Annotated in this window: 22 protein-coding genes; 5 read left to right on the forward strand and 17 right to left on the reverse strand. The window is 71.9% G+C overall.

The annotated features are described in order from the left end of the window. Positions 1 to 207: 207 nt before the first annotated feature. The 3 genes from ACN4JJ_RS15425 to ACN4JJ_RS15435 are packed head-to-tail and all read right to left on the reverse strand — an operon-like array spanning position 208 to position 3630. Entirely contained in the window at positions 208 to 2142 is a 1935-nt protein-coding gene (locus ACN4JJ_RS15425) for a carbohydrate-binding domain-containing protein (protein ID WP_440710769.1), read from the reverse strand. Positions 2143 to 2152: 10 nt separating this feature from the next. Then, the gene (locus ACN4JJ_RS15430; RefSeq protein WP_440710770.1) at positions 2153 to 3016 is read right to left on the reverse strand and encodes a polyphosphate polymerase domain-containing protein; all 864 of its coding nucleotides are present in this window, start codon (positions 3014 to 3016) and stop codon (positions 2153 to 2155) included. Continuing rightward, the gene (locus tag ACN4JJ_RS15435; RefSeq protein WP_440710771.1) at positions 3013 to 3630 is read right to left on the reverse strand and encodes a DUF4956 domain-containing protein; all 618 of its coding nucleotides are present in this window, start codon (positions 3628 to 3630) and stop codon (positions 3013 to 3015) included. Before ACN4JJ_RS15435 ends, ACN4JJ_RS15430 begins: the two co-directional genes overlap by 4 nt. A gap of 129 nt (positions 3631 to 3759) precedes the next feature. Here ACN4JJ_RS15435 and ACN4JJ_RS15440 point away from each other — a divergent pair, with 129 nt between their 5' ends. Continuing rightward, positions 3760 to 4425, forward strand: coding sequence for a GntR family transcriptional regulator (locus ACN4JJ_RS15440; RefSeq protein ID WP_440710772.1), 666 nt, complete (start codon positions 3760 to 3762; stop codon positions 4423 to 4425). A 150-nt stretch (positions 4426 to 4575) separates the two neighbouring features. Here the strand turns inward: ACN4JJ_RS15440 and ligD are convergent, their stop codons facing one another. Together ligD and ACN4JJ_RS15450 are read right to left on the reverse strand one after the other, a co-directional pair. Next, positions 4576 to 5598, reverse strand: coding sequence for a non-homologous end-joining DNA ligase (ligD, locus tag ACN4JJ_RS15445; RefSeq protein WP_440710773.1), 1023 nt, complete (start codon positions 5596 to 5598; stop codon positions 4576 to 4578). 20 nt (positions 5599 to 5618) lie between these two features. After that, complete coding sequence (locus tag ACN4JJ_RS15450; protein WP_440710774.1) at positions 5619 to 7178, reverse strand: SPFH domain-containing protein; 1560 nt, start codon at positions 7176 to 7178, stop codon at positions 5619 to 5621. A gap of 119 nt (positions 7179 to 7297) precedes the next feature. On the opposite strand from ACN4JJ_RS15450, the gene ACN4JJ_RS15455 reads away from it, so the two are divergent. Then, positions 7298 to 8263 carry a class I SAM-dependent methyltransferase gene (locus ACN4JJ_RS15455; protein WP_440710775.1) on the forward strand — a complete coding sequence of 322 codons (966 nt, stop codon included), beginning with the start codon at positions 7298 to 7300 and terminating at the stop codon, positions 8261 to 8263. Positions 8264 to 8291: 28 nt separating this feature from the next. Here ACN4JJ_RS15455 and ACN4JJ_RS15460 read toward each other — a convergent pair whose 3' ends face one another. Continuing rightward, on the reverse strand, positions 8292 to 9902 hold the full coding sequence (locus ACN4JJ_RS15460; protein WP_440710776.1) for a HAMP domain-containing sensor histidine kinase: 1611 nt from the start codon (positions 9900 to 9902) through the stop codon (positions 8292 to 8294). Then, a complete protein-coding gene (locus ACN4JJ_RS15465) occupies positions 9899 to 10567 on the reverse strand; it encodes a response regulator transcription factor (RefSeq protein ID WP_440710777.1) in 669 nt (222 codons plus the stop codon). Before ACN4JJ_RS15465 ends, ACN4JJ_RS15460 begins: the two co-directional genes overlap by 4 nt. A 165-nt stretch (positions 10568 to 10732) precedes the next feature. On the opposite strand from ACN4JJ_RS15465, the gene ACN4JJ_RS15470 reads away from it, so the two are divergent. Next, the gene (locus tag ACN4JJ_RS15470) at positions 10733 to 11365 is read left to right on the forward strand and encodes a hypothetical protein (protein ID WP_440710778.1); all 633 of its coding nucleotides are present in this window, start codon (positions 10733 to 10735) and stop codon (positions 11363 to 11365) included. 102 nt (positions 11366 to 11467) lie between these two features. Here ACN4JJ_RS15470 and ACN4JJ_RS15475 read toward each other — a convergent pair whose 3' ends face one another. The 3 genes from ACN4JJ_RS15475 to ACN4JJ_RS15485 all read right to left on the reverse strand — a co-directional run bounded on the left by ACN4JJ_RS15475 (position 11468) and on the right by ACN4JJ_RS15485 (position 16121). Next, positions 11468 to 12508, reverse strand: a complete 1041-nt coding sequence (locus ACN4JJ_RS15475; RefSeq protein WP_440710779.1) for a Gfo/Idh/MocA family protein — start codon at positions 12506 to 12508, stop codon at positions 11468 to 11470. A gap of 128 nt (positions 12509 to 12636) precedes the next feature. After that, positions 12637 to 13314 carry a hypothetical protein gene (locus tag ACN4JJ_RS15480; protein ID WP_440710780.1) on the reverse strand — a complete coding sequence of 226 codons (678 nt, stop codon included), beginning with the start codon at positions 13312 to 13314 and terminating at the stop codon, positions 12637 to 12639. 155 nt (positions 13315 to 13469) lie between these two features. Beyond that, entirely contained in the window at positions 13470 to 16121 is a 2652-nt protein-coding gene (locus tag ACN4JJ_RS15485) for a phosphoenolpyruvate carboxylase (protein ID WP_440710839.1), read from the reverse strand. 139 nt (positions 16122 to 16260) lie between these two features. Here ACN4JJ_RS15485 and ACN4JJ_RS15490 point away from each other — a divergent pair, with 139 nt between their 5' ends. Further along, the gene (locus ACN4JJ_RS15490) at positions 16261 to 18048 is read left to right on the forward strand and encodes a DEAD/DEAH box helicase (protein ID WP_440710781.1); all 1788 of its coding nucleotides are present in this window, start codon (positions 16261 to 16263) and stop codon (positions 18046 to 18048) included. Positions 18049 to 18123: 75 nt separating this feature from the next. Here the strand turns inward: ACN4JJ_RS15490 and ACN4JJ_RS15495 are convergent, their stop codons facing one another. Then, positions 18124 to 19032 (reverse strand): NAD(P)H-binding protein, encoded by a 909-nt coding sequence (locus ACN4JJ_RS15495; RefSeq protein ID WP_440710782.1) that lies wholly within the window; start codon positions 19030 to 19032, stop codon positions 18124 to 18126. A 67-nt stretch (positions 19033 to 19099) separates the two neighbouring features. Between ACN4JJ_RS15495 and ACN4JJ_RS15500 the strand changes: the two genes are divergently transcribed. Then, positions 19100 to 19462, forward strand: a complete 363-nt coding sequence (locus tag ACN4JJ_RS15500; protein ID WP_440710783.1) for a metalloregulator ArsR/SmtB family transcription factor — start codon at positions 19100 to 19102, stop codon at positions 19460 to 19462. 174 nt (positions 19463 to 19636) lie between these two features. Here ACN4JJ_RS15500 and ACN4JJ_RS15505 read toward each other — a convergent pair whose 3' ends face one another. From ACN4JJ_RS15505 to ACN4JJ_RS15530, 6 genes are all read right to left on the reverse strand, one after another. Beyond that, complete coding sequence (locus ACN4JJ_RS15505) at positions 19637 to 19894, reverse strand: hypothetical protein (protein ID WP_440710784.1); 258 nt, start codon at positions 19892 to 19894, stop codon at positions 19637 to 19639. Between the two features lie 175 nt (positions 19895 to 20069). Continuing rightward, positions 20070 to 21092 carry an iron-siderophore ABC transporter substrate-binding protein gene (locus tag ACN4JJ_RS15510; protein ID WP_440710785.1) on the reverse strand — a complete coding sequence of 341 codons (1023 nt, stop codon included), beginning with the start codon at positions 21090 to 21092 and terminating at the stop codon, positions 20070 to 20072. A gap of 64 nt (positions 21093 to 21156) precedes the next feature. Beyond that, positions 21157 to 21960 (reverse strand): ABC transporter ATP-binding protein, encoded by an 804-nt coding sequence (locus ACN4JJ_RS15515; protein WP_440710786.1) that lies wholly within the window; start codon positions 21958 to 21960, stop codon positions 21157 to 21159. Beyond that, complete coding sequence (locus ACN4JJ_RS15520) at positions 21957 to 23060, reverse strand: FecCD family ABC transporter permease (RefSeq protein WP_440710787.1); 1104 nt, start codon at positions 23058 to 23060, stop codon at positions 21957 to 21959. Before ACN4JJ_RS15520 ends, ACN4JJ_RS15515 begins: the two co-directional genes overlap by 4 nt. Continuing rightward, complete coding sequence (locus ACN4JJ_RS15525) at positions 23057 to 24091, reverse strand: FecCD family ABC transporter permease (protein ID WP_440710788.1); 1035 nt, start codon at positions 24089 to 24091, stop codon at positions 23057 to 23059. The genes ACN4JJ_RS15520 and ACN4JJ_RS15525 overlap by 4 nt, the downstream gene beginning before the upstream one ends. Continuing rightward, positions 24088 to 25116, reverse strand: a complete 1029-nt coding sequence (locus ACN4JJ_RS15530) for a siderophore-interacting protein (RefSeq protein ID WP_440710789.1) — start codon at positions 25114 to 25116, stop codon at positions 24088 to 24090. Before ACN4JJ_RS15530 ends, ACN4JJ_RS15525 begins: the two co-directional genes overlap by 4 nt. Positions 25117 to 25198: the final 82 nt, after the last annotated feature.

Genomic DNA, 25198 nt, shown 5'->3' on the forward strand with positions numbered 1-25198 from the left:
GGCGTGACGGTCGGTGTCGGGTGTTCTCGGGGCCCGCCCTGTCAGGGGTTCGGGGCTCCGGAGGTGACGCTCGCGAGGCGGGGTCGGGGGTTCGGGATGTCTCGGATTTTCTCCCGCGCGAACGATTGAAGCTACAAGTATGGGCACTCTCCCTGAGAGAAATCTCCATACGCCGTAATAGTTCCGCGTCATCCCGAACCCCGGCCGTCAGTTGCGCCCCGGGCCTCCGGTGCCGCCCCCGGGCATTCCCCCACCGCCGCCCATGCCTCCGGCGGCGGCTTCACCGGCCGTCACCGTGGTGACGACGGTAGCCGAGGACGCGTCGCCCGACGAGGCGAGACCGCCCGTCAGATCGCCCGAGACCGTGCCGCCCGTGGCGATGCTGTAGGTGGCTCCCGTGGATATGCCCGCCGAGGAATACACGATGTTCTGGAACGCCTTGCCCGACTCGAACGCGGCGATCTCGGTGCCGTCCTCGGCCAGGACGTGCACGATCGTGCCGGCATCCTGCACCGCGTCGAGCGTGGCCGAGAGCCAGCCCTGCGAGGAGTCGGTGCCGGGCGAGACCACCATGCCCGAACTGCCCGCCGCCAGCAGCGTGCCGCCGGAGATGGTGAACGCGCCGTTCACGTCGAGGGCGCCGTTCCCGCTGTCGGTGGGTCCGCTCACCACGGTGGTGCCGCCGGTGATCGTCATGCTGCCGTTGGAGTCGAGGCCGTCGCCGCCGGCGTCGACCACGAGCGTGCCGCCGGAGACGGTGATCAGCTGCGACCCGGCCGCGTCGCCGCCGGCCATGCCCGCTGTGGCCTCCTCGGTTCCGCCGGCCGCGTTCAGGCCGTCGTCGCTGGAGGTGACCGACACGTCTCCCCCGGCCACCGTGATGTCCGCGCTCTCCAGCCCCTCGTAGGAGGTGCCGACGTCGACGGTGCCGCCGTCGATCACGAGCGCGCTGTCGGCGTGGATGCCGTCGTCGCCCGCGGCGAGCGACACGGTGCCCGAGACCACGTGCACGTACGCGACGGAGTTGATCGTGTCGTCCGCGGCGTCGACGGAGACGGTGCCGCCCTCGATCACGGTGATGACCCCGCTCGTGATGCCCTTCGAGGCGGTCGTCTCGTCGGTGCCCGTGTCGGTGTCGGTGTCGTCGGCCGAGGCCGCGTCGTCGGTCCAGCCGGCGCCCTGCGTGCTCGCGCGGGCGGGTGCCGAGGCCGATCCGCCGCCGGCGGTCACGTCGAGCGTGCCGCCGGTCACCACGACGTCGGTGAAGGCCTGCACCCCGTCGTCGCCGGCGGTGACCGTGACCGAGCCGCCCGCGATGTCGACGAAGCCGCGTGTGGCATCCTCCTCGTCGTCGCTCTTCAGCCCGTCCCCGCCCGCCGTGACGGTGATGGTGCCGCCGGTGACCACGAGATAGTCCTTGCCGCGGATGCCGTCGTCGACCGCATCGACCGTGATGGTGCCGGAGGCGATCACCAGGCCGTCCTTGCCGGTGATGCCGTCGTTGCCGTTGCCGGTCACGTCGAGCGATCCGGAGCCGGTGATCAGCAGGTCGGCCGCGCTGTAGAGGGCGGCGTTCGACTCGTCGGTGTCGGCGTAGGCCGAGGTGTCGCTGAGTGTGTTCGCGGAGCCCTCGGCGAGCACGAGCACCACCTCGTCGGCGGCCACCACGTCGACGGCCGAACTGGTCGAGCTCGCGATCGAGGCGCCGTCGAGGATGAGGCGCACGGTGCCGGAGTCGGTGGTGTTCACCACGAGCCGCCCGTCGGTGAGGCTGCCGCTCACCCGGTAGGTGCCGGCCGCGGTGATGGTGACGGTGCCGCCGTCGACTGTGACCCCGGCTGCGGCATCCGTCGTCGCCGTCGATCCGTCGAGCGTGATTGTGGTGGCGTCGGCGTCGCCCGAGGAGTCGTCGGTGAAGTCGTGCACGCTGTCGTTCGCGGCGAGCACGGCGGCGGCGTTCTGGGTGGCGTCGACGCCCGTCGCGTCGGCGGTGGTGCCGGTGTCGACGGTCTCGGTGGTGGCCGAGGACGCGGCGCCGCCCGAACCGGCCGCCACCGTGGTGGCGCAGCCGGCCAGCAGGCCGATGGTGACGATGCCTCCGGCCAGCAGCGGGAAGACGAGGGGTTTGCGGGGTGATCGCATGGAGTGCTCCTTAAGGGGCGGGATAAGACGAGAGGGAGGTGGGGTCGAAATGGCGGCGCAGGGTGCGCGACCACTTGTTGGAGGCGAGGTCGGGCCGGAGCGCGGCGAGCCCGGTCCCGTACTTGGAGACGGTGGTGGGGCGGTGGCCGCGGCCCCACAGAATGCGGTCGACGGCCGAAGCGCGCGATCCGGATTTCGTCTCGACGATCACGATTCCGGGGGTTCGGATGCGGTGGTCCGCGTCGCGCTCCCAGTCGAGGCCGGTGTCGATGGTGGCGCGGCTCTCGGCATGCTGCTCGTCGCCCGGCACGAACAGGGTGGTGCGGTGGTAGCGCGTCACCAGGGTGGGCACGAGCGCGGCCGGGGCGACCTCGTCGAAACCGGCGTCGTCGAGCGTGGCGCCGAGGTAGTCGAGTCCGTCGTGGTTCAGGCGGGCGCGGTCGGCGAAGTCGTACTCGAGGCGGTCCTTCACCGTGGCCGAGCGGGCGCCCTTCGTCTTCACCTCGAGGAAGGCGGTGCCGGAGTCGACGTAGGAGCGGGTGCGCATCTTCACCCGGCGGCGCCGCGCGCGGGCGGCCATCCAGTAGCTGGTGAGCTCGGGGGTGTCGAAGTACACCGACTCGTAGCGGAACGAACGGATGCCCGCCATCTCGAGCACGCGGGCCTCGGCCGGCAGGGCCGCCACCTCGGCGAGGATGCCGTCGAGCTCGGCCGCGGGCACCACGTACTTGCGGTCGATGCGGGTCTGCAGGGCGGCGCGCTCGACCAGCTCGTCGAGGCCGATCGGCGGCAGGGCGTGTACACGGGCCGAGGCGCGGTCGCTGGGACCGGCCGGGGCGGCCGGTGCGGCCGGGGGAACGACTTGCGTGCTCATCGGGAGCCCACCAGTTCGGCTTCGCGTGCGGTCTGCGATCCGGCGGGTGCGGCATCCGGAGCCCCGCCGTCGGGCTGCACCCGGTAGCGCACGTCGACCAGCGTGGTGTCGTTCACCAGGTCGAGGTGCTTGATCTGCACCTGCTTGACCTCGGCGCCGAGCATCCGCTCGAGGTGCGCGGTGAGCATCCGCTCGTCGGTGAAGGCGCGGTCGAGCTGGATGCTCTGCTGGCGGTAGCGGCGGAACAGGGCCGGGTTGTCGCCCACGAACATCACGAGCAGGATGAGTGCCATCAGCGCCACGTTCAGCACGCTGACGGTGCCGGTGAGGCCGGAGAGCAGGCCGAGGGCGAGGGCGGAGAAGTAGTAGGCCACCTCGTGCTGGGCGATCTCGTCCGAGCGCAGCCGGATGATCGACAGCACGCCGAACAGGCCGAGACCGAGGCCGGCACCGATGGTGCTCGAGCCGAGGACCATCGAGACCGCGAGCACGCCCACGTTCACCCCGAGGAACGCGACCACGAGGTCGCGGCGGTGGTGGCGGCGGAAGTACAGGCCGAAGGTGAGGATGCCGACGGCCATGAGGTCGATAGCGACGAGGATGGCTTGGGACATGGGGAACTCCACTAGAACGGGTGATGAACGAACGATGTCCATTCAGCCGCCGGAGTCTTTGCGGTTGCTATGACAGCCCTATGACCCGCTTTCGAATCGCGACCGACCGCATCCGGGTACCCTCGAGGCGTGACCGGAACCGCGCGCACCGCCGTCTCGATCGTGGCCGCGGAGCTGCGCGAGCAGATCCTGGATGCCGTGCTCGCGCCCGGATCGGCGCTTCGCGAGGAGGCGCTCAGCGAGCGGTTCGGCGTGAACCGGCACACCGTCCGGGCCGCGCTGCAGCAGCTGGCGGCGCAGCGGCTGGTCGACTTCGCGCCCTACCGGGGGGCCCGCGTGCGCGCGTTCTCGGACGACGACATCCGTTCCCTGATGGAGTACCGCACGGCGCTGGAGGCCGAGGCGGTGCGGCTGCTGCAGGCGCGCACGGCGACTCCGGGTGCCGTGGTGGAGATCCCGGATGCCGTGGTCGAGGCGAACGGCGAGCTGCGGGCGCTCTGCGCTCTCCACCCCGACGACCATCGGGCGATCGAGCGTGCGCACGCCCGCCTGCACCACGCGCTCGTGGCGTCGGCCGGCAGCCCCCGCCTCACCGAGGCCCACGCCGGGCTCGAGAGCGAGCTGCTGCTCTTCCTCAACCAGCTGCGCCCGTTGCTGCCCGCCGCCGAGATGGCCGAGCAGCACGACCGCCTGCTGCAGGCGATCCGAACCCGAGGCGATGCCGCCATCCGGGAGCACCTCGCCCACTCCGCCGCCCAGCTGATCGCGCTGCACGCTGCCGCTCCCGGCCCGTAGGCGATCCGACCCGCCACTTGGCACAAGTCGCCATCAGCAGCACGGCCACTTGGCAGAAGTCGCCGTCAGCAGCATAGCCACTTGGCAGAAGTCGGCGCTTTCGGGGCCGACTTGCCAGAAGATGTGGCAAGTGGACGGGGCGCGCAGGGCTCAGTCGGGCTTGCGGGCGCGGCTCGGCTGCACGCGCGGGGGCTCGCAGGGCATCTTCGGGAAGTCGGGCGGGAACGGCAACTCACCGAGGCCTGCGGCGAGGTCGCGCTCCCACCAGCCGAGCAGGGTGTCGATGGTACCCGGATGCGCGCCCATCCCGGCCCAGGGATCCCCCACCGTGCGCAGCCGCTCGGGCACCGTCAGGACGGTGAACGCCGCCGGGTCGACCGAGGGAAGCTCGTCCCAGGTCACCGGGCACGAAACGGGGGCGTGCGGCAACGGCCGGGGGCTGTACGCGCCCGCCATCGTGCGGTCGCGGTTGGCCTGATTGAAGTCGACGAAGATGCGCTCGCCGCGCTCTTCCTTCCACCAATGGGTGGTCACCGCGTCGGGCATCCGTCGTTCGAGTTCGCGCGCCGCCGCGATCACGGCGTGCCGCACCACGAGGAACTCCTGCGTCGGCTCGATCGGCGCGAACACGTGCAGTCCGCGGTTGCCCGAGGTCTTCACGAAGGCGGTCAGGCCCGCCTCCTGCAACACCTCGCGCAGGGCGAGCGCCGCTGTGACGGCCTCGGCGAAGCCGGTGCCGGGCTGCGGGTCGAGGTCGATCCGCAACTGGTCGGGCAAGTCGGCGGTCTCGGCGCGCGAGGCCCACGGGTGGAACACGATCGTGTTCATCTGCGCGGCCCACACGGCGACGGCCGGTTCGTCGATGACGAGCTGCGGATGCGTGCGCCCGCTCGGGTAGGTGACGGGCACGGCCCGCACGTACTCGGGCGCCCCCTTCGGCGGGTTCTTGGAGAAGAACTGCTCGCCCTCGATGCCGGCCGAGAAGCGCTGCAGCGAGATCGGCCGGTCGCCGTTCGCCTCGACGAAGGGCCCGCCCACGTCGATCAGGTACTGCGCAAGATCGCCCTTGGTGATGCCGGGCTCGGGCCACAGCACGCGCGACGGGCTCGACACCCGCACCTCGCGCATCCCGTGCGGTCCGTCGACCTCGAGCATCACCGCTTCGCCAGCCATGGCCTCACGCTACTCCCCCGCTACTCCTGGGCGGTCGCGGGAGGTGCGACGCGCGGGGCGGGCGCCGCCTGCTTCACGCCGGCGTTCGCCTCGGCGAAGGCGCGGCCGGCGGCGGCGCCCGAGGCGCGCCCCGTCACGATCTCGGAGATGTCGATGCCCACCAGGTCCTTCACGATCTGCATCGACGAGGCCAGCTGGCCGGCCACGCTCGAGCCGACCTGCTCGGTGCCCGATCCGTCGCTGGAGATCACCGTCATGTTCGTGATGGCCGCCAGGGGCTCGGATGCGGCGCGCACGATGGCGGGCAGCTGGCCGATCACCTGCTGGCGCAGCAGGTCGTCGGCGCGCTCCTCCAGCGCGTCGGCCTTCGCCCGGGTGGCCTCGGCCTCGGCCGAACCCTTCACCCGGATCGAGTTGGCCTCGGCCTCACCCTCGGCCCGCAGCGCCTCGGCGGCCGCGATCCGGCGGTTCTTCTCGGCCACACCCTCGGCCTCGGTCGCCTCGGCGGCGCTGCGACGGCGGTTGCGCTCGGCGATACCCTCGGCCTCGACGGCCTCGGCCACGGCCTTGCGGCGGTCGCGCTCGGCGTTCGCGGCGGCGACGGCGGCCGCGGCATCCGCCTGCGCCTTCTTCTCCAGCGAGTAGGCGTCGGCGTCGGCCACGGCGCGGATCTCGGCGTCGAGCTCCTGCTTGCGGAGGCCCACGCGCTTGCCGGCGGTGATCTCCTGCTGCGCGATGACCTCCTGCTGCGAGATCGCCTCGGCCAGCGGGCGGGAGGCGGAGGCCTCGGCGCGGGCCTTGTCGGTCTCCTTCTGGATCTCGGCGTTCCGCAGGTCGAGCTTGCGCTGCTGCTCGGCCACGGCCTGGTCGGCCTCGATGCGGGCCTCCTCCGAGGTGCGGCGGGCCACCGACTCGGCGACCTCGGCGACCTGCTTCACGCGAGCCGCCTCGGCGCGACCGAGGTCACGGATGTAGCCGTTGTCGTCGTCGATCTCCTTGATCTGGAGCGTGTCGATCTGCAGACCCTGCACGTCGAGCGACTCGCGCACGGCGTCGAGCACCTGGCCCTGCAGCGCCTGACGGTTGGTGATGATCTCGGTCACCGTCAGCTGACCCACGATCGATCGCACCGATCCGGAGAGCACCTCTTCGGTGGAGGTCTCGATCTGGTCCTGCTGGTTGAGGAACCGCTGGGCCGCGGCGCGCACCATCGACTCCGAGCCGCCCACCTTGACCACCGCGACCGCGTTCACCTTGATGGTGATGGCATCCTTCGTCTGGGCCGTGGCCTGCACGTTCAGCTGGCGCGAGCGGAGCGAGAGCTTGAAGTGCGCCTCGACGATCGGCTTCACGAACACGCGCGAGCCGAACACCACGCGCTGCCCGGCGTTCTCGGTCTCCTCCAACGCCGTCTGGCCGGGTTTCACCGCCTTCTGGCGGGAGGTGACGATGATCGCCTCATCGGGTTTGGCCACCTTAATGCCGCGCAGCAGTACGATCAGCGCCACCAGCAGGATCAGCACCACGAGGATGATGCCGCCTACGGCGAAGAGGGATTCGAGAGAGAACGGGGTCGTCATGACGGCCTTTCGTCGGTGATCACCTGATGCGACCAGTATGCCGGATGAGGATAGTTCATCGACCCCTGTCGATCATGTCGAACTGTGACAAGATGGGCGCGCAGAGACCTGGAGGAGATATGGCGTACGCCGATTCGGACAGCACGTTCGTCCGCAAGCTCGCCGAGGCGCCCAGCCTCGACGAACTGCCCGCCGTGGCCGACCCCGTGCAGCGCACGCCGCTGAACCCGCCGGAACGCATCCAGCGCAAGTTCGTGGGGTCGAGCTACCTGACCGCGTACTCCGAGGCCGAGCGCTTCGTCGACGCCGCGTTCGACGCCTGGCCCGAGGGAGACGTCGCCTCGCAGACGGTGCTGGACTTCGGATCGGGCTGGGGCCGCATCTCCCGCCTGCTGATGCGCCGCCTCCGAGCCGACCAGCTCTGGCCGAGCGACGTGGACTCCGAGATGACGACGCTGCTGCACACCACTCTTCCGGGCGTGAACGCCGTCACGAACGCGCCGTGGCCGCCGACCGTGTTCCGCGACGGCGGATTCGACGCCGTGACCGCGTTCAGCGTGTTCTCCCACCTCTCCGAAGACGCTCACCGGCAGTGGGCCGCCGAGTTCGGCCGGCTCACGCACCCCGGCGCCCGGGTGTACATCACCGTGCTCGAGGAGCAGTTCCTCGCGGTGGTGGCCGGCGCGCAGGCGGCCGTCGCCGCCGGCGAGGCCGACAAGTTCACCAGCAACCTCGCGCAGGTGGTTCCGGATGCGCTGCAGAGCCTCGACGCGGTCCGCCGGGGCGAGTTCGTCTACGCGGGCGGCGGCTCCGACGACGACGGCCCGCGCAAGCGCTCGTTCTACTCCTGGGCCGTGGCGCCCCGGCCGTGGGTCGAGACGGTGTGGGGCGCGGCCGGCTTCCGGCTCGAGCGCTGGGTGCCCACCGGCGAGCTGTTCGACCAGGCGATGGCCGTGCTCGTGCGCGTCGAGGACGAGCCGCCGCAGGCCGCCGAGGCACCCGCGCCCGCGCCGACCCTCGTCCACCGGGGCGCCCGCAAGCTCGGCCGTCTGCTCTCCAAGGTCCGCCGCCGCACCGGTCTCTGACGCATCCGTCGTCCCCGGCGCGCGGGGTTCACACCCGCGGGAGAGTGAGCGCGAAGGCCGCACCGTGCGCCGACGAGCCGACCTCCGAGGGCTCGACCGAGACCAGATCGCCTCCGTGGGCGCGCGCGATCCCGCGGGCGATCGGGAGGCCGAGTCCCGCGCCGCCGCCACGCGCGTTGCGGGAGGAATCGAGCCGCACCAGGCGGTCGAAGATGCGCTCGCGATCTTCGGGCGGAACCCCGGGACCGTCGTCCGACACCACCAGCCGGACGGTCTCCCCCACGTGGTCGACGGCCAGCGTCACTGCGCCGCCGCCCATCCGCGCCGCGTTGTCGACGAGGTTGGCGACGATCTGGCTGAGGCGTTCCGGGTCGCCGTCCACGACGGCGGGTCCGGCGGAGGCAGCGGGCAGGGCGAGCACCAGATCGAGATCGGGCCGGCGGATGCGCTGCCGCTCGGCCTCGGCCGACACGACGTCGGCCAGGTCGACGGGCCGGGACTCGAGCACGAGCCCGCGGTCCACACGGGCCATCAGCAGCATGTCGTCGATCAGTCGCGACGCCCGGCCGGCCTCCCGCACCACGTGCGAGGCGAGTCGCTCGCGTTCGTCGCGGTCGACGGATGACCGTACCAGCGTGTCGGCCGCGGCCTGCATGCCCGCGACGGGGGTTCGCAGCTCGTGCGCCGCGTCGCTCACGAACGCCCGCACGCGCGCTTCGGCCTCGCGGGCGAGCTGTTCGGATCGCACGGCGGCCGCCTCCGCCTCCTGCGCGGTGCGCTCGGCCGCCCGGGCGGCGCGCTCGGCGCCCTCGACCGCATCGAGCATCTCGTCGAAGGCGGCGGCCACCCGCCCGATCTCGGTGCGCGGGCGAGCCGGCCGGAGGCGGCGGCCTCGATCGCCTCCCGCGATGTCCCGGGCGAGGGCCGTCATCGATTCCAGCGGCCTCAGCGACCCTCTGACCACGAGGGTCAGTGCCGCGGCGGCCACGATCACGACGGCGGCGGAGGCCGCGATCATGATCCAGCGCAGCTGATCGAGGGTCTGGGCGACGCTGCTCGCGTCCACGGTGAGCGTGAGGACGGTGCCGTCGCTCAGATCCGACTGGAGGGTGACGATCTGCGCGTCGGAGGCGGTGATGGTCGAGGAGGTGATGCCGACGGCGCCGGCGGCCGGTGCCGAACCGGTGCCGGCGGCGCCCTCGCTCGCCTCCTGACTCGGCGGTGCGTCCTGCTCCGAACCGGAGGTGCCGGCGGGCGCGTTCGAGGCGCCTGGGCCATCGAGCAGGCCCGGTCCTGCCGGACCGGGCCCGGCCCTCAGCTGCTCGGGCGTCGGGCCCGCCACCACCGAGCCCCCGTCCGGGCTCTGAATGAGCACCGAGACGCCCTGCGCCGAGAGGCGATCGGCCAGGTCGTCGTTCGAGACGGTTCCGATCAGCGCGGCGGCCGCGGCCGCCCGGTCGTGCAGACGGTCCTCGATCTGCGCGCGCAGCCGTTCTCCGAGCACCAGCTGCACGCTCACGCAGAGCGCCACCAGCAGCACCGTGAGCAGAGCCAGCACCGACAGCACCGTGCGCGTGCGCAGGGATCCGGTTCGCAGGGACGCCGCGACCGGTGTCGCCGGCCGCTCACGGGTGCTCATGCGCTCAGCCGGTAGCCGATGCCCCGCACCGTGTGGATGAGCCGCGGCCCGGTGGCCTCCATCTTGCGGCGCAGCGAACTGAGGTGCACCTCGACGACGTTCGCGTCGAGGTCGTCGTAGCCCCACACCTGCGTGAGGATCTGGCCCTTGGACAGGGTGCGGCCGCGGCTCTGGGCGAGGAAGCTCAGCAGGCGGAACTCCGTCGCCGTGAGCTCGAGCGGCCGGTCCGCCCGCCGGGCGCGCGCGCCGTCGACGTCGACGACGAGGTCGGCGATCTCGATCACGGCGGGGATCCGTCCGCGCCGGCGCAGCACGGCCGTCACGCGCGCCACCAGCTCGGCCATCGCGAACGGTTTGACCAGGTAGTCGTCGATCCCTTCGGCGAAGCCGCGCAGCCGGTCGTCCACCTCGTCGCGAGCGGTGAGCATCACGACCGCGCAGCCGGTGGTGACGCGCACGGTGCCGGCCAGCGCGATTCCGCTCGGACCGGGCAGCATCCAGTCGAGCACCACGAGGTCGGGGGCGAAGGATGCGAGGTCGTCGGGGAGGGCGGTTCCGTCCTCGCGCGCGGCGACGACGAATCCCTCGTCGGCGAGGGAGGCGGCGACGGACTGCCGGATCGTCTCGTCGTCCTCGATCACCAGGATGCGGGCCGGGGTTGTCATGACTGAACGGTACGACGGCGTCTGCGGGCCCGGCTGGAGGTTGGCTGGAAACGATCGAAGCTTAAGTCGAGCTTCAGATTCGGCTTCGACAGTGGGATGCACCGGAGCCGTTCCCGCTCCGGCCGGCGCACCGTTCCGCGCCGTCGACCGATCGGAAAGAAGCCCATGTCAGATCTCACCCCGTTCTTCAGCCCCGGAGAACCCCCGCAGAATGCACCCGAGCCTCCCCGGAGGAACGCGATCGGCCGCCGCGTCGCGATCGGCGTGACCTGCGGGGTCATCGGCCTGGGGCTACTCGGAACCACGGCGGCGTTCGCCGCGCAGGGCGGCCCGGCCGACGCGCAGGCGGTCTCCGCCGCGGTGTCGCCGACGGCGTCACCCACCCCGGGCGCCGGCACCGGCTCGAACGACGACACCGTCACGCCCGTGCCGCCGACCGGAGCCCCCGCCGCTCCCGCAGCCCCCACCGACGGGACGACGCCGCAGGCCGGCGCTCCCTCCCCCGGCCCGGAATCCGGCGGGGTGTGCGGTCCCGGTGGGGCGGCACCCGGGGGAACGGGCCCGCTCGCGGGCGGACCGGAGGGTCACGCGGCCCCGGAAGCGCCTCCCGCAGGTGAGAACGGCGTGCCCACTCCGCCCACGGACGCCCCGACTCCCCCGACGGATGCTCCCGCTCCGCCGACGGACGCCCCGACTCCGCCCACGGATGCCCCCGTTCCGCCGACGGACACCCCGACACCGCCGGCCGGTTCGCCCGACGACGGCCAGCACCCGACGGGCGGCGGCACGGGCTCCTGAGCACGGACTCCTCAGAGCCGAATGCATCCCGTCCGGCCGTGCGCGCCCTCTCGAAGGGGCGCGCACGGCCGGACGGGAACGCGCCCCGAGTCCTCTCCCGACTCAGAGCCGGTGGGCCCGCTCGATGATGCGGAGGACCTGCTCGCTGTCGCGCGGGTCGACCGGGAGCGGGGCGCCCGTGCGAAGTGACTCCGCCAGGTCGCGATAGAAGCCCGGGTAGTCGCCGCGCTCGAGCACGACCTCGCGCGACTCGCCGGGCGCGCGCAGCACGCCGACGGGGTTCTCCTCGCTGAGGCCGAAGGCCGGGTCGTCGGTGCCGAGACCGTCCTGCAGCTGGTTCTCCTGCGGATCCAGCCCCCACGACTCGAACACCGCACGCGAACCGACCACCCGGAACCGCGGCCGGTTCGCCGGCGAGACGGCGCTCATCCAGAGCCGGGAGCGCACACCGCTGTGGTGGGTGAGGCTCACGAACGAGTCGTCGTCGTTGACGGAGCCCTCCCGCCGCGCGTCGAGCTCGGCGTGCACGCCGCCACCCTCGACGTCGACCTCGCCGAACAGCTGCAGCGCCTGGTCGATCAGGTGCGGACCCAGGTCGTAGAGGATGCCGCCGCCCTCGGCCGGCGTGGCCTCGTTCTTCCACTGCTTGGCGCCGAGTTCGGGCTTCCACCACTCGAAGGCCGACTCGAACTGCCGCACCTCGCCCAGCTCGCCGCTCGCGATCAGCGCCCGCACGGTGAGGAAGTCGCCGTCCCACCGCCGGTTCTGGAACACGGCCACCCGGCGCCCCACGGCATCCGCGTGCGCGATCACCTCGCGCGCCTCGGCGGCGGTGAGCGCGAACGGCTTGTCGACCACCACGTCGAGCCCGGCGTCGAGGGCGCGGTGTGCGAGCGGCACGTGCGTGTCGTTCGGGCTCGTGACGACGACCAGATCGAGCTGCCCGGCGCGCGCGAAGAGCGCGTCGGCATCCGGAACCACCACGTCGGCCCCGTACCGCTCACTCGCCTGTGCGGCCCGTTCGGGGTTGCCCGTCACGATCGTCGTCAGGGCATAAGCAGGATCCGCCGCGATCAGCGGCGCATGGAAGACCCGGCCGCCCAGGCCGTAGCCCAGGACGCCGGTGCGGAGAGGATTCGACATGCCTCAACGCTACGCGACCCCGCCGACAGCGCCCGCGTCTGATGAGCCGTTCCGCCCGGACCGGGCGTCTGCACCTGAGCCGCCCCGGACCGGCCGGGCCGCCGGCGCCCAGGAGGAGCGCGGAGAGGCTACCCCCAGGTGCCGGCCGGCGAGGCGATCACCGGCACGGGCGTGTACGACCAGTGCGAGCCGTTCGCGTAGTGGCTGCTGGCCCAGGGCGATGCCCAGATCGCGGCCTCGATCTGCTCGGTGGGGGCGGAGGCGGCGAAGCCCTCGACGATCGCCGAGTAGCCCGAGTTGCCGTGCAGTGCGTTGCCCACGTTCTCGGCCGCCGTGACCAGCGTGTCGTAGCTGCCGAGGCCACTGCCGCCGCCCGAGCCCCAGCCGTTGTTCAGCGGGTTGTTGCGGTTCCACCAGTCGTCGGGGCCGTTCTCCTGGCGCATCCAGCGCAGCATCACGGTGACGTTCGAGTCGCTCACCGGGAAGCCGGCGAGCATCAGCACGAGCTTCGCCCAGTCCTCGTTCGTGCTGCCGGCGACGAAGGACTCGACGCCCTCCGTGGCCTGGTAGCCGTCGCGCGTGACGACCAGCTGGCCGGCATCCGCCGTCACCGACAGCGACTGCGAGCCGGCACCGGCGGCGCCGACCGCATCACCCGAGGCGATCGCCGTGCTCTGCGGCGGCGGCGCGAGCGCGGTCAGCGCCGTCAGCGCGAACACCGACACCCCCGCGAACAGCGCGAGCGGCAGGCCCCACGGGCGCCGCCCGGGCCGCTTCTCGGAGGATCGCAGGAAAAGTGAACTCATGATGAGCTCTCCAGAATACTCGCGCCTCCCGCATCCCCCCAGATCTCCGCCGACCCGTCACTCCGTCCCGCTTTGAGGGTGCGAAAACGGCACCACGTGACGGGTCGGCGAGGCGAAGCGACGCGACGCGACGCGACGCGAGGGTGCGGCGGGGGTCAGCCCGTGTTCTGCAGGCCTGCGGCGACGCCGTTCACGGCGAGCAGCAGGAGGCGGTGCGGGGCGTCTTGCGGGTCGGTGCTGCCGGAGGCGCGCACCGCCCGGAGCGCGCGCAGCTGCAGCAGCGAGAGCGCATCGACGTAGGGGCTGCGCAGCCGCACGGCCCGCTGCAGCACCGGCTTGTCGTCGAGGATCTCGCCGTGCCCGCTGGTGCGCTGCACCCACTCCCGCGTGAGCTGCATCTCCGAGAGCACGAGCGCGGCGAGGTCGTCGCGGTCGCCGAGCGCGAGGTACCGCTCCGCGATCCGCAGGTCGGTCTTGGCCAGCGACATCTCGACGTTGTCGATCATCGAGGCGAACAGCGGCCAGCGCCGGTACGCGTCGCGCAGCAGCGCCTCGTCGCCCACCGCGGCGAGCGCCGTGCCGAGCCCGAACCAGCCGGTGAGGTTGATGCGGGCCTGCGTCCAGGCGAACACCCACGGGATGGCGCGCAGGTCTTCCAGCGACGACACCGAGAGCCCGCGGCGGGCGGGGCGGGAGCCCAGGGCGAGCAGGCCCACCTCCTCCATCGGGGTGACCTGCGCGAACCAGGGCGCGAAGCCCTCGGCCTTCACGAGCTCGAAGAAGCGGGTGCGGGATGCCTCGTCCATCGTCGCGGCGACGGGCGCGAACTCGTCGGCGGCCGCCCGGTTCGCCTCCTCGTTCGCCGGAGAAGAGGCCAGCAACGTGGCCGCGGCCATCTGCTCGATGTGCCGGGCCGCGATGGTCTTGTCGCCGTACTGCGCGAAGATCACCTCGCCCTGCTCGGTGAGCTTGAAGCGGTCGTCGACGGATCCGGGAGGCTGCGCCATCACGGCCTCGTTCGCCGGGCCGCCGCCGCGCCCGAGCGCTCCCCCGCGCCCGTGGAAGAGCGTGAGCACGATGTCGTTGTCCTTCGCCCACGAGGCGATCCGCGACTGGGCGTCGTAGAGCGCGAGCGTGGCCGACACCGGCCCCACGTCCTTCGAGGAGTCGGAGTAGCCGAGCATCACCTCGAGCTTGCGGCCGGTGGCGGCCAGCCGCGCCTTCACGGGCGCCAGCTCGATCATCTCGCTCAGGATGCGCGTGGAGTTCTGCAGGTCGTCGAAGGTCTCGAACAGCGGGATGGCGTCGAGCACGGGCGCGGCCTCGGCCGATCCGAGTGCCGCGTCGGCCAGCTCGTACACGGTGGCGAGGTCGGTGGAGGACTGCGTGAACGACACGATGTACCGGCGCGCGGCATCCACGCCGTAGCGCTTCTGCAGGTATGCGATGGTGCGGTAGACCTCGAGCACCTCGATGGTCATGTCGGCGAGCGCCCCGCCGGCCTTCACGTCGGCGAGCGCCTCGCGGTGCACCTTGGAGTGCTGGCGCACCTCGAGTTCGGCGAGGTGGAAGCCGAAGGTCTGCACCTGCCAGATGAGGTTCTGCAGCTCACCGTTGGCGTTGCGCCGGGCACCGCCGGCCCGCAGCGAGTTCTGCACGATCCGCAGCTCGTCGAGAAGGGCCGAGGGGTCGGCGTAGGCCAGGGCCTCGTCGCCGCGGCGGGTGGCCGCGATGCGCTCGGCGATCACGAGCAGCACCCGGCGGTGCGGCTCGTTCGGGGCGCGGGTGCCGATCTGCGAGGTGACGGATGCCGCGAGCTCCTCCTGCCGGGCGGCGAGCGCGCGGAGGGCGTCGTCGGGCTGCGTCTCGGACTCGTCGAGGGTGAGCGTGCGACCGATGCGGGTGGCGGCGTGCTCGAGGCCGAGCAGCACGTGCTCGGCGGCGATCGCGGCCGCCTCCTTGGTGACGCTCGCGGTGACGAAGGGGTTGCCGTCGCGGTCGGCGCCGATCCAGCTGCCGAGCCGCAGGAACGCGGGAGCCTCGGCGTCGGCGACGCCGGCATCCGTTCCCAGCAGCCAGTCGTCGAGCAGACGGTACACCTGCGGCACGATCTGGAACAGCGTCTGGTCGAAGATCGACATCGCCGTGCGCACCTCGTCGAGCGGGGTGGGGCGGGTGGTGCGCAGCGGCGAGGTGCGCCAGAGCACCTCGATCTGCTCGAGCAGGCGGCGTTCGTTCTCGGCGCCGGTGGCCGAGGCCGGATCGGCGGGCACCCGCGCATCCAGCAGCTCGCTGATGCGGCGGATGGTGGAGGCCACCGCACGCCGGCGGGCCTCGGTGGGGTGCGCGGTGAGCACCGGGTGGAAGCGCAGGCCCTGCAGCCGCTCGGCCGTCGCCTCGGCGCCGACCTCCTCACGCAGCTGCTCGAGGGCGGCGGGCAGGGTGTCGGTGCCGGCGGAGGCGGGCCCTGCGGCCGAGCGAGCGCGCAGCACGCGCACCCGATGGTGCTCCTCGGCGAGGTTGGAGAGGTGGAAGTAGCAGGTGAACGCGCGGGCGACCTGCTCGGCACGCTCGGGGGTGAACGACTCGACCAGCGCCTCGGCGTCTTCGATCGAGGCGTCGTGGTCGCGCTCGTAGGCGCGGATGACGAGGCCACGGAGGTTCTCGACATCCGCCAGCAGCTCGTCGCCACCGGCCTCGGTGAGCACGCGGCCGAGCAGGGAGCCCAGGAGGCTGATGTCGGCGCGCAGATCGCGGTCGACCTCGCCGCTGATGCGCGCTCGGCTGTGATCGGTGGTTCCTGGCAGGACTTCGGTCTCGTCGGTCACCCTGCAACGCTAGTGGCGAGGGCCGCAGGTGGGGAAATCAGGGACGGATCCGGGCGTATCCTGGCCCGGAACCCGTGTTTCCGCGCCCGCGCACACCCGCGACGACTACCGTGGAGGAATGGCTTCATCAGCAACCGCGGATTCGGGCGAGACAGAATCTCCCCGCACCGAGCAGACCTTCTCCGATCTGGGCCTCGAGCCCGCCGTCCTCAAGGCTTTGAAGGACGTCGGCTACGAGACCCCCTCGGCCATCCAGGCCGCCACCATCCCTCCCCTCCTCTCCGGCCGCGACGTCGTGGGCCTCGCCCAGACCGGAACGGGCAAGACCGCCGCGTTCGCGCTACCCATCCTCTCCCGCCTCGACCTCGCGCAGAAGACCCCTCAGGCCCTCGTGCTCGCGCCCACCCGTGAGCTCGCCCTGCAGGTCTGCGAGGCCTTCGAGAAGTACGCGGCGCACCTGAAGGGCGTGCACGTGCTGCCCGTCTACGGCGGCCAGGCCTACGGCCAGCAGCTCTCCGCGCTCCGCCGCGGCGTGCACATCGTGGTCGGCACCCCCGGCCGCATCATGGATCACCTCGACAAGGGAACGCTGGATCTCACCGAGCTGAAGTACCTGGTGCTCGACGAGGCCGACGAGATGCTCAAGATGGGCTTCGCCGAGGATGTCGAGACCATCCTCGCCGACACCCCCGACGACAAGCAGGTGGCGCTGTTCTCGGCCACGATGCCGGCGCAGATCCGCCGCATCTCGGCCAAGTACCTGCACGACCCCGAAGAGATCACGGTCAAGAGCAAGACCACGACCTCGGTGAACACCACCCAGCGCTACCTCGTGGTCTCGTACCCGCAGAAGGTCGACGCGCTCACCCGCATCCTCGAGACCGAGAACTTCGAGGGCATGATCGTGTTCACCCGCACCAAGAACGAGACCGAGACGCTCGCCGAGAAGCTGCGCGCCCGGGGCTACGCCGCCGCCGCCATCAACGGCGACGTGGTGCAGGCCCAGCGCGAGCGCACGGTCAACCAGCTGAAGTCGGGCAAGCTCGACATCCTGGTGGCGACGGATGTCGCGGCCCGCGGTCTCGATGTGGAGCGCATCACGCACGTGGTGAACTACGACCTGCCGATCGACACCGAGTCGTACGTGCACCGCATCGGCCGCACCGGCCGCGCCGGCCGCTCGGGTGACGCCATCAGCTTCGTCACCCCGCGCGAGCGACGGATGCTGAGCTCGATCGAGAAGGCCACCCGCCAGCCGCTGACCGAGATGAAGCTGCCGAGCGTCGACGACGTCAACGCCACGCGGCTCACCCGCTTCGACGACGCGATCACGGCGGCGCTGGCCGATCCGGCGCAGCTGCAGGTGTTCCGCGACATCGTGGGGCACTACGTGTCGCACCACGACGTGCCCGAGGCCGACGTGGCCGCGGCGCTGGCCGTGGTGGCGCAGGGCGACACCCCGCTGCTGCTGGAGCCGGATGCGGCGCGCGGCGCACGCTTCGACCGCGACGACCGGCCCGACCGGGGCGGCGACCGCTCCGAGCGCAGCGGCGGCTACCACGGCGACCGCGGTGACCGGGGCGAGCGCCCCGAGCGCCGCAGCCGCCCGGCCGGTGGCGCGATGGCTACCTACCGCATCTCGGTGGGCAAGCGGCAGAAGGTCGACCCGCGCCAGATCGTCGGCGCCCTCGCCAACGAGGGAGGCCTGCGCCGGGAGCACTTCGGTGCTATCCAGATCCGGCCCGACTTCTCGCTCGTCGAGCTGCCGGCCGACCTGCCGCCCGGAACCCTGGAGCGCCTGCGCGACACTCGCATCAGCGGCCAGCTGATCGAGCTGAAGCCCGACCGCTTCGGCTCGTCCGCCAAGCGCGAGGACAAGCCGCGCTGGAAGAACCCGCGCGACTGACGCCTGCGCACTCCCCCGCCCCACCCCACTTCCGGGTAACCGCGGGGCACCACGAGATGCGGCATCCCGCGGTCATCAGGTCGCGGGCGCGGCGGGGCGGCAGGGCGGGAGCCGCAGATCGGCTCGGGTGAAAGGGCCGGCCGGGAGAGCCTCGCGGATGCGGGCTTCGGTGAAGCGGCGCGTGGGGCGGAGCGGCTCGGGGAGCTCGGGGGCGAACGGGAGCGGTTCATCCACCCCCTCGGCGAGCATCCGGGCCTGGGCCTTCGCCACGAGCGGGGTGCGCATGGTCCACTCCGTGAGCTGGGCCAGGGCCCGGATGCTCCACACCGGCACCGGGAAGAAGACCGGCCGGCGGTCGGCCACGCGGGCGATGCGGCGCACGGCCTCGCCGAGGGTGAGCGTCTCCGCGCCCATCACCGCGACGGTGGGTTCGGCGATCCGGCCCTCGAGGGCGGCCACCAGCACGTCGACCGCGTCCTCGATCGGGACCGGCCGCACCAGGCGCTCGCGGTAGCCGACCGTGGCGAAGACCGGCAGCGTGCGCACGGCCTTCGTGACGTGGTCGACCATGTGGTCGCCCGGTCCGTAGATCATGCCCGCCTTGAGCACCGTGTATTCCAGGCCCGAGTGCCGCAGCAGCTCCTCGGCGGCCCACTTCGTCTCGTGGTACGCCGATCCGCAGTCCGGGCGAGCGCGCAGGAAGCTGAGCATCACGACGCGCTTCACGCCGGCACGGCGAGCTGCCTCGATCACGGCGCGGGTACCGGCGACGTGCACCCGCGCAAAGCTCTGCTCGCCGATCTCGCGGTTGATGCCGGCGCAGTGCGCCACCGCGTCGCACCCGGCGAACGCGGCGGCCAGGGCGTCGACGTCGTCGATCTCCACGCCGGTGCGGCGCGAGACGATCACCGTCTGCTCCGCTCCGAGCCGCTCGGCGAGGTGCCGCCCCACGAATCCGGTGCCCCCGGTGATCGCTACCCTCATGATGTCTCTCCTTCGCTTATTAGCAACGAAGCTACACTGTAATTAGCTCTTGTGCTAGATTGCAACCATGACAGATGCAGCCTCCGACATCTTCAGCGCACTGGCCCACCCGACCCGTCGGCAGATCCTGCAAGACCTGAAAGACGGCGAGCTGGCCGCCGGCGAGATCGCCTCGCGTTTCAACGCCTCCGGCCCCACCATCTCCCGTCACCTCGGCGTGCTGCGCCAGGCCGGCCTCGTCGCCGAGCGCCGCGACGCCAACCGCATCCTCTACTCCCTCGTCGGCGAGCGCCTCGCCCTCTCGGTGGGCGACTTCCTCTCCACGGTCTGCCCCGAGCAGATCGTCCTCCGCGAGGTGCGCAAGCGCACCCCCAAGTCCCGGACGGGGGACGGATCAGCCGAGGTCTCGACTGCAGCGACTCCGGCCTGACCCGACCGATCGCCTCCGAGTCGGGCTCCTGAAGGACTTACCGCACTGCTCGACACGGTCGGCCACGGAACCATGACCACTGCTCTCGCCTTCGGTGTCTCCACCCAACGCACCGACATCGCCCCGACGAGCAGGTCGGCTACGCTCGCTCCAGCCAACTCCGGCTCGACATTCTCACCAGACGATGTTCATCACGGTGTACGCGGTGACCCACGCTGCGACGGTGAATGCGCCGATCGCCATTCCGATGATCGCGAGCGTGTTCCGACGCCCGGCCCTCCTGGATATGACGTAGGCCGCGATACTGATCGCCAACCCGATGACCCCGAGCAGAACCGCGGTGATGACTCCAACGAGCCCGAGGACCTTGCCCGGGTAGTCATCGCCCCCGGTGAAAGACGGCTCAGAGGAGGGGGAATCGAGCATCAGCATGGCCCTTCCTACTCGCACCACCAGAACCGATGGCGCCACGTCCCATACTATGATTATTTCTCACTATGGCGATGGATGATTCGCTTGTTCTCAGGTCGTAGTCGATGGCTCGGGTACGAAAAGAGCCCCCTCGCGAAGCGAGAGGGCTCTTCGGGTGGGGTAGGACCGGAGGCTACTACTTCGTGGCCGCCGCCAGCGCGTCCACCATCTGGTCGAGGCCCCAGGGCAGCGACAGCGCGTTCGGCGGCGACACCGCGGCGATGTACTGCGTGCCGACGAGCGACGCCACGTGGCCCGACTTCACGGCCGGGATGACCGAGGTCTGCGGCGCCGTCAGGAACGCGTCGGCCTCGGCCTGCGTGTCGGTGTAGCTCAGCACCACGTCGGAGTCGAGCTGGTCGAGCTGCTCGTAGCTCAGCGTGTAGAAGAAGGTCGAGTCGCCGTTGGCGAGCGCGTCCACGGCCGGGGCGTTCTCGAAGCCCAGGTCGAACAGGAACTCCACCCGCGGGTCGGCCTGCTTGTAGACGTAGAAGGTTCCGGCGAGATCCCAGACCGCGGCGATGGTCTTGCCCTGGAACTCCGGATGCGCGGCGGCGGCCGCGGCGACCTCGTCGTCGATGTCGGCCAGCACCTGCTCGGCCTCGGCGGTCTTGCCGAGCGCCTTGCCGACGGTGGTGACGACGTCGCGCCACGGGGTGCTCCAGGCCACGTCCGGGTACGCCACGGTCGGCGCGATCTGGCTGAGGGTGTCGTACTGCTCCTGCGTGATGCCGGAGTAGACGGCGAGGATGACGTCGGGGTCGGCGGCGGCGATGGCCTCGTAGGGCGGCTCGTCGGCCGACTCGGGCAGCACCTCGGGCATCGCGGTGCCCGCGGCGTCGACCGCCTCGGCGACCCACGGCAGCACGCCGTCGTCGTCGCCGGCGTAGGAGTCGAACGGGATGGCGACGGGGACGACGCCGACCGCGATGGAGGCCTCGGTCGAGCCCCAGCCGAGCGTCACGACGTTCTGCACGTCGGCCGGAACGGTGGTCTCTCCGAAGGCGTGCTCGATGGTGACGGCCTCGCCCGAGGCGGAACCGGAAGCGCCGTCGGTGGCGGGAGCGCCGGTCGAGCCGGAGGCGCATCCGGAGAGCACGAGGGCGGCGGCGAGCGTCGTCGCGGCGACCGCGGCGAGTCGGAGACGGATTCTGGGCACTGTTGTCCTCCAGTGTCGGGGTGAAGATGCTGTGATAAGGATTGCCTTACCTAATCATGGTAGGTCATTCCGCGCTGCGGTGGAACCGCCCCATCGGCACCACCATCGGCGAACGGCTCACCGGATCCTCGATCACGAGCGCCTCGAGCCCGAACGCGGTACGCACGATCTCGGTGGAGATGACCTCCCGTGGCGCCCCCTCGGCCACGATGCTCCCCTGCGACATCACCACGAGGTGGTCGGCGTAGCGGGCGGCGAGGTTGAGGTCGTGCAACACCATCACCACGGTCGTGCCGCGCGTGCGGTTGAGCTCGTGCAGCAGGTCGAGCACCTCGATCTGGTGTGTCACGTCGAGGAAGGTCGTCGGCTCGTCCAGCAGCAGGATGTCGGTCTCCTGCGCCAGCGCCATCGCGATCCAGACCCGCTGCCGCTGCCCGCCCGAGAGCTCCTCCACCCGCCGGTCGGCGATGCCGATCGTGTCGGTGGAGCGCAGCGCCGTGGCGACGGCGTGGTCGTCCTCCTCGGTCCACTGCCGGAACAGCCCCTGACGCGGGAAGCGGCCGCGGCCCACCAGGTCGGCCACCGTGATGCCCTCGGGCGCCACCGGCTGCTGCGGCAGCAGTCCCAGCACGGTCGCGAGCTTCTTGCTCGGGTACCGGTGCACATCCGTGCCGTCGAGGGTGACCACGCCCTCCTCGGGCTTCAACAGCCGGGCGAGTGCGCGCAGCAGCGTCGACTTGCCGCAGGCGTTCGGGCCGACGATCACCGTCACCCGCCCGTCGGGCACCACCACGTCGAGCCCGTCGACGACCCGCCGGCCGTCGTAGCCGAGGGAGAGCGCCTCGGCGCGCAGCTCGTGCGAACTCATGCGGTACCTCTCGTTCGGTTGCCGCGGGCCAGCAGCCCGAGCAGGATCGGCGCGCCCACGATGCCCGTCACGATGCCCACCGGCACCTGCAGGCTCGGCAGGGCGTGCTGGGCGATGACGTCGGCGCCCGTCACCACGACCGCGCCCACCAGGGCGCTCGTGACGAGCGCGGTCGCCGTGCCGCCGAGCAGCCGCCGGGCGATCGGCGCCGACACGAAGGCCACGAAGGCGATCGGGCCCACCGCCGCCGTGGCGACGGCCGCGAGCCCCACGGCCACGAGAGTCAGCAGCAAGCGGGTGCGGGTGATGCGCACCCCCAGGCCGGAGGCGGTCTCGTCGCCCAGCTGCAGCATCCGGAGCCGTCGGGCCAGCAGCGCGAGACCGAGGATCAGCACGGCGACGCCGAGGGCGGTGAAGACGAGCTCCTCGGGCTGCACGGTTCCGATGCTGCCGACCAGCCACACCAGGGCCGACTGGGCGTCGCGCACGTCGGATCGGGTGAGCAGATAGCCGATCAGCGCCTGGGCGAGGAAGGCGAGCGCGATGCCGATCAGCACGAATCGCGAGCCGGCCACGCCGTTGCGCGAGGCCAGGATCGTGATCAGCGCGGCCACCAGAAGGGCGCCGGCGAAGGCCGCGACCGACACCGCGAGCCCGCTCAGGCCGAACACGAGGATGGCGCCGACCGCCGCCGCACTGGCGCCCTGCGAGATGCCGATGATGTCGGGGCTGGCCAGCGGATTGCCCAGCAGACTCTGGAACACGGCCCCCGCGAGCCCGAACGCCACCCCCACCATCAGGCCCATGGCGAGCCGCGGCAGGCGCAGCCCGAGCACCACGAAGCGGTCGCCGCCCGAGCCCTGCCCGAACAGCGTGGCCAGCACGTCGCCGGGCGCGATCACCCGGTCGCCCAGCATCAGGGCGAGGATGGCGAACACCACGAGCAGGGCGAGCAGAACGGCCGTCACGACGAGATAGCGGGCGAGGCCGATGCGGCGCACGGCCCGGAGCATCCGCCGGTCGCCGGATGCGGCGCCCCCGTCGGGCCCGCGACCGGATGCGGCGTCGCCGCCGGGCGGGCGCACCTCGGCGGCCGTCACCGGATCACCGCCCGGTCGCGGCGCACCAGCACGATCAGCACCGGCGCGCCGATGACGGCCACCACGATCCCGGCCTCGAGTTCGGCGGGCTGGGCGATCAGCCGCCCGAGGGTGTCGGCGAGCACCAGCAGGATGGCGCCGAGCGGCATCGAGTACGCGAGGATCCAGCGGAAGTCGGGTCCGATCATCCGCCGGGCGACGTGCGGCACCACGAGGCCGACGAACACCAGCGGCCCGGCGAGCGAGGTCGCCGATCCGCAGAGCAGGATGATGGCGGCTCCCGCGATCATCCGCGTGAGGCCGACCCGCTGGCCGAGACCGCGCGCCACGTCGTCGCCGAGCGCGAGACCGTTCAGGCTGCGGCCGAGCAGCAGAGCGACGACCGCGCCCACGATCAGGAAGGGCGCGAGGGCGAGGGCCGTGCCCGCATCCCGGCCCACCAGCGAGCCGACCGACCAGAAGCGGTACTGCCCGAGGGTGTCGAGGTCGCGCAGCAGCACGAGCGTGATGAGTGAGGTGAGCACCGCGGTCACGGCCGCACCCGCGAGGGTGAGGCTGAGCGGAGTGGGGCCGTTGCGGCCGGAGGCGACCGCATAGACCAGTACCGCCGCGAGGGCCGCGCCGATGAACGCGAACCAGATGTAACCCGAGGGAGCGGTGACGCCGAAGGCCGCGATGGCGGTCACGACGGCCAGCGAGGCGCCGGCGTTCACGCCGAGCAGACCGGGGTCGGCCAGCGGGTTGCGGGTGAGGCCCTGCATGAGCGCTCCCGCGAGCCCCAGCGCGGCTCCGGCGACCAGACCGATGATCGTGCGCGGCACCCGCAGGTCGAGCACCACCATCTGCTCGACGGCGTCGCCCTGACGGCCGCCCAGCACGTCGAGCACCGCCGAGAGGTCGATGCTGCGCGAGCCGAGGAAGAGACTGAGGCCCACGGCCACGAGTACGGCGACGAGCATCCCGAGCAGGCCCAGGATGCGGGTGAGCCGTCGCCGCGCGAGAACGGGCGCCGCCGGAGCGGCCGCGGTCACTGCCCTTCGGCCTTGCCGAGCCGCCAGTAGCCCATGAACGCCACGCGGTGGCGGTCGACGCCGATCTCGCTCACCAGCAGGCGGCGCAGCAGCTTGATCACGGCGGACTCGCCGGCCAGCCAGGCGTAGAAGCGGCCGGTGGCATCCTCGGGCGAGTCCCAGAGCATCTCGACGTCGACGTCGATGTCGGCGAGCTCCTGGGCCTGGGCGGCGAGGGCGGGAGTGAGACGGTCGCGGTTGGTCTCGGTCCAGGTGCGTACGGCCTCGAGCAGGGTGGGATCGCCCTCGTCGTCGCGGGCGAGCCAGGTGATCGTCACGTCGGCGCCCTCCGGCACCGCGATCGGCAGGCGGTCGCCGGCGTGCGGCACTTCGAGGAAGGCCTGGGCCCGGGTGCCGGCGGGCAGCGACTCGAGGATGCTCGCGATGGCGGGCGCGGCCGTCTCGTCGCCGGCGAGCAGGTAGTCGATCGCCTCGCCGGGGTGCCAGTCGAGGCCGACGCGGTAGTCGAGGCTGAGGTCGTCGGGTCCGACGATCACGATCTCCTCGCCCACCCTGGCGGTCTCCAGCCACACGGAGGCGGGCCCCTCCGCCGTGTGGCCGTCGGCGCCGGCGTGCACCACGAAGTCGACGTCGAGTTCGGCAGGCGCCTCGGTGGTGGCGGGGCGGATGGCGCGCACGGTGTACGTGCGGAACGGGTTGCGCTGCTCTTCGGGCAGCTCGCGCCAGGCCTGGTACCAGGTGCCGGCCTCGAGGGTGTCGCCGTCGAACCAGCCGCAGTCGCCGTAGCGGCCCTCGATGCCGGGAGCACCGGATGCGCCGGTGCCGGCAGCACCGGCGAACGGCAGCACGAGCTTCACCCGCTGATCGAGGCCGGCGGTGCCGAAGCGGTCGAACTCGGGCCCGCCGAAGGTCACCCGCCGGAAGCTCGGGCTCAGCTGCACGATCCGGCGCACCTCGGCCCGGAACGGCCGGTACGCCGGGCACGCGCGTCGATCGGCATCCGTTCGAGCAACGTAGGTAAGCATTACCTAATTATGCACGATGCTCCCCGGCGGCGACACGAAGGCCCCGGCCACGCGGAAGCGCGACCGGGGCCCTCGAGAGGCG

Origin of the sequence: Herbiconiux dendrobii, assembly GCF_052048175.1 — a bacterium.
Classification (GTDB): Bacteria; Actinomycetota; Actinomycetes; order Actinomycetales; family Microbacteriaceae; genus Herbiconiux.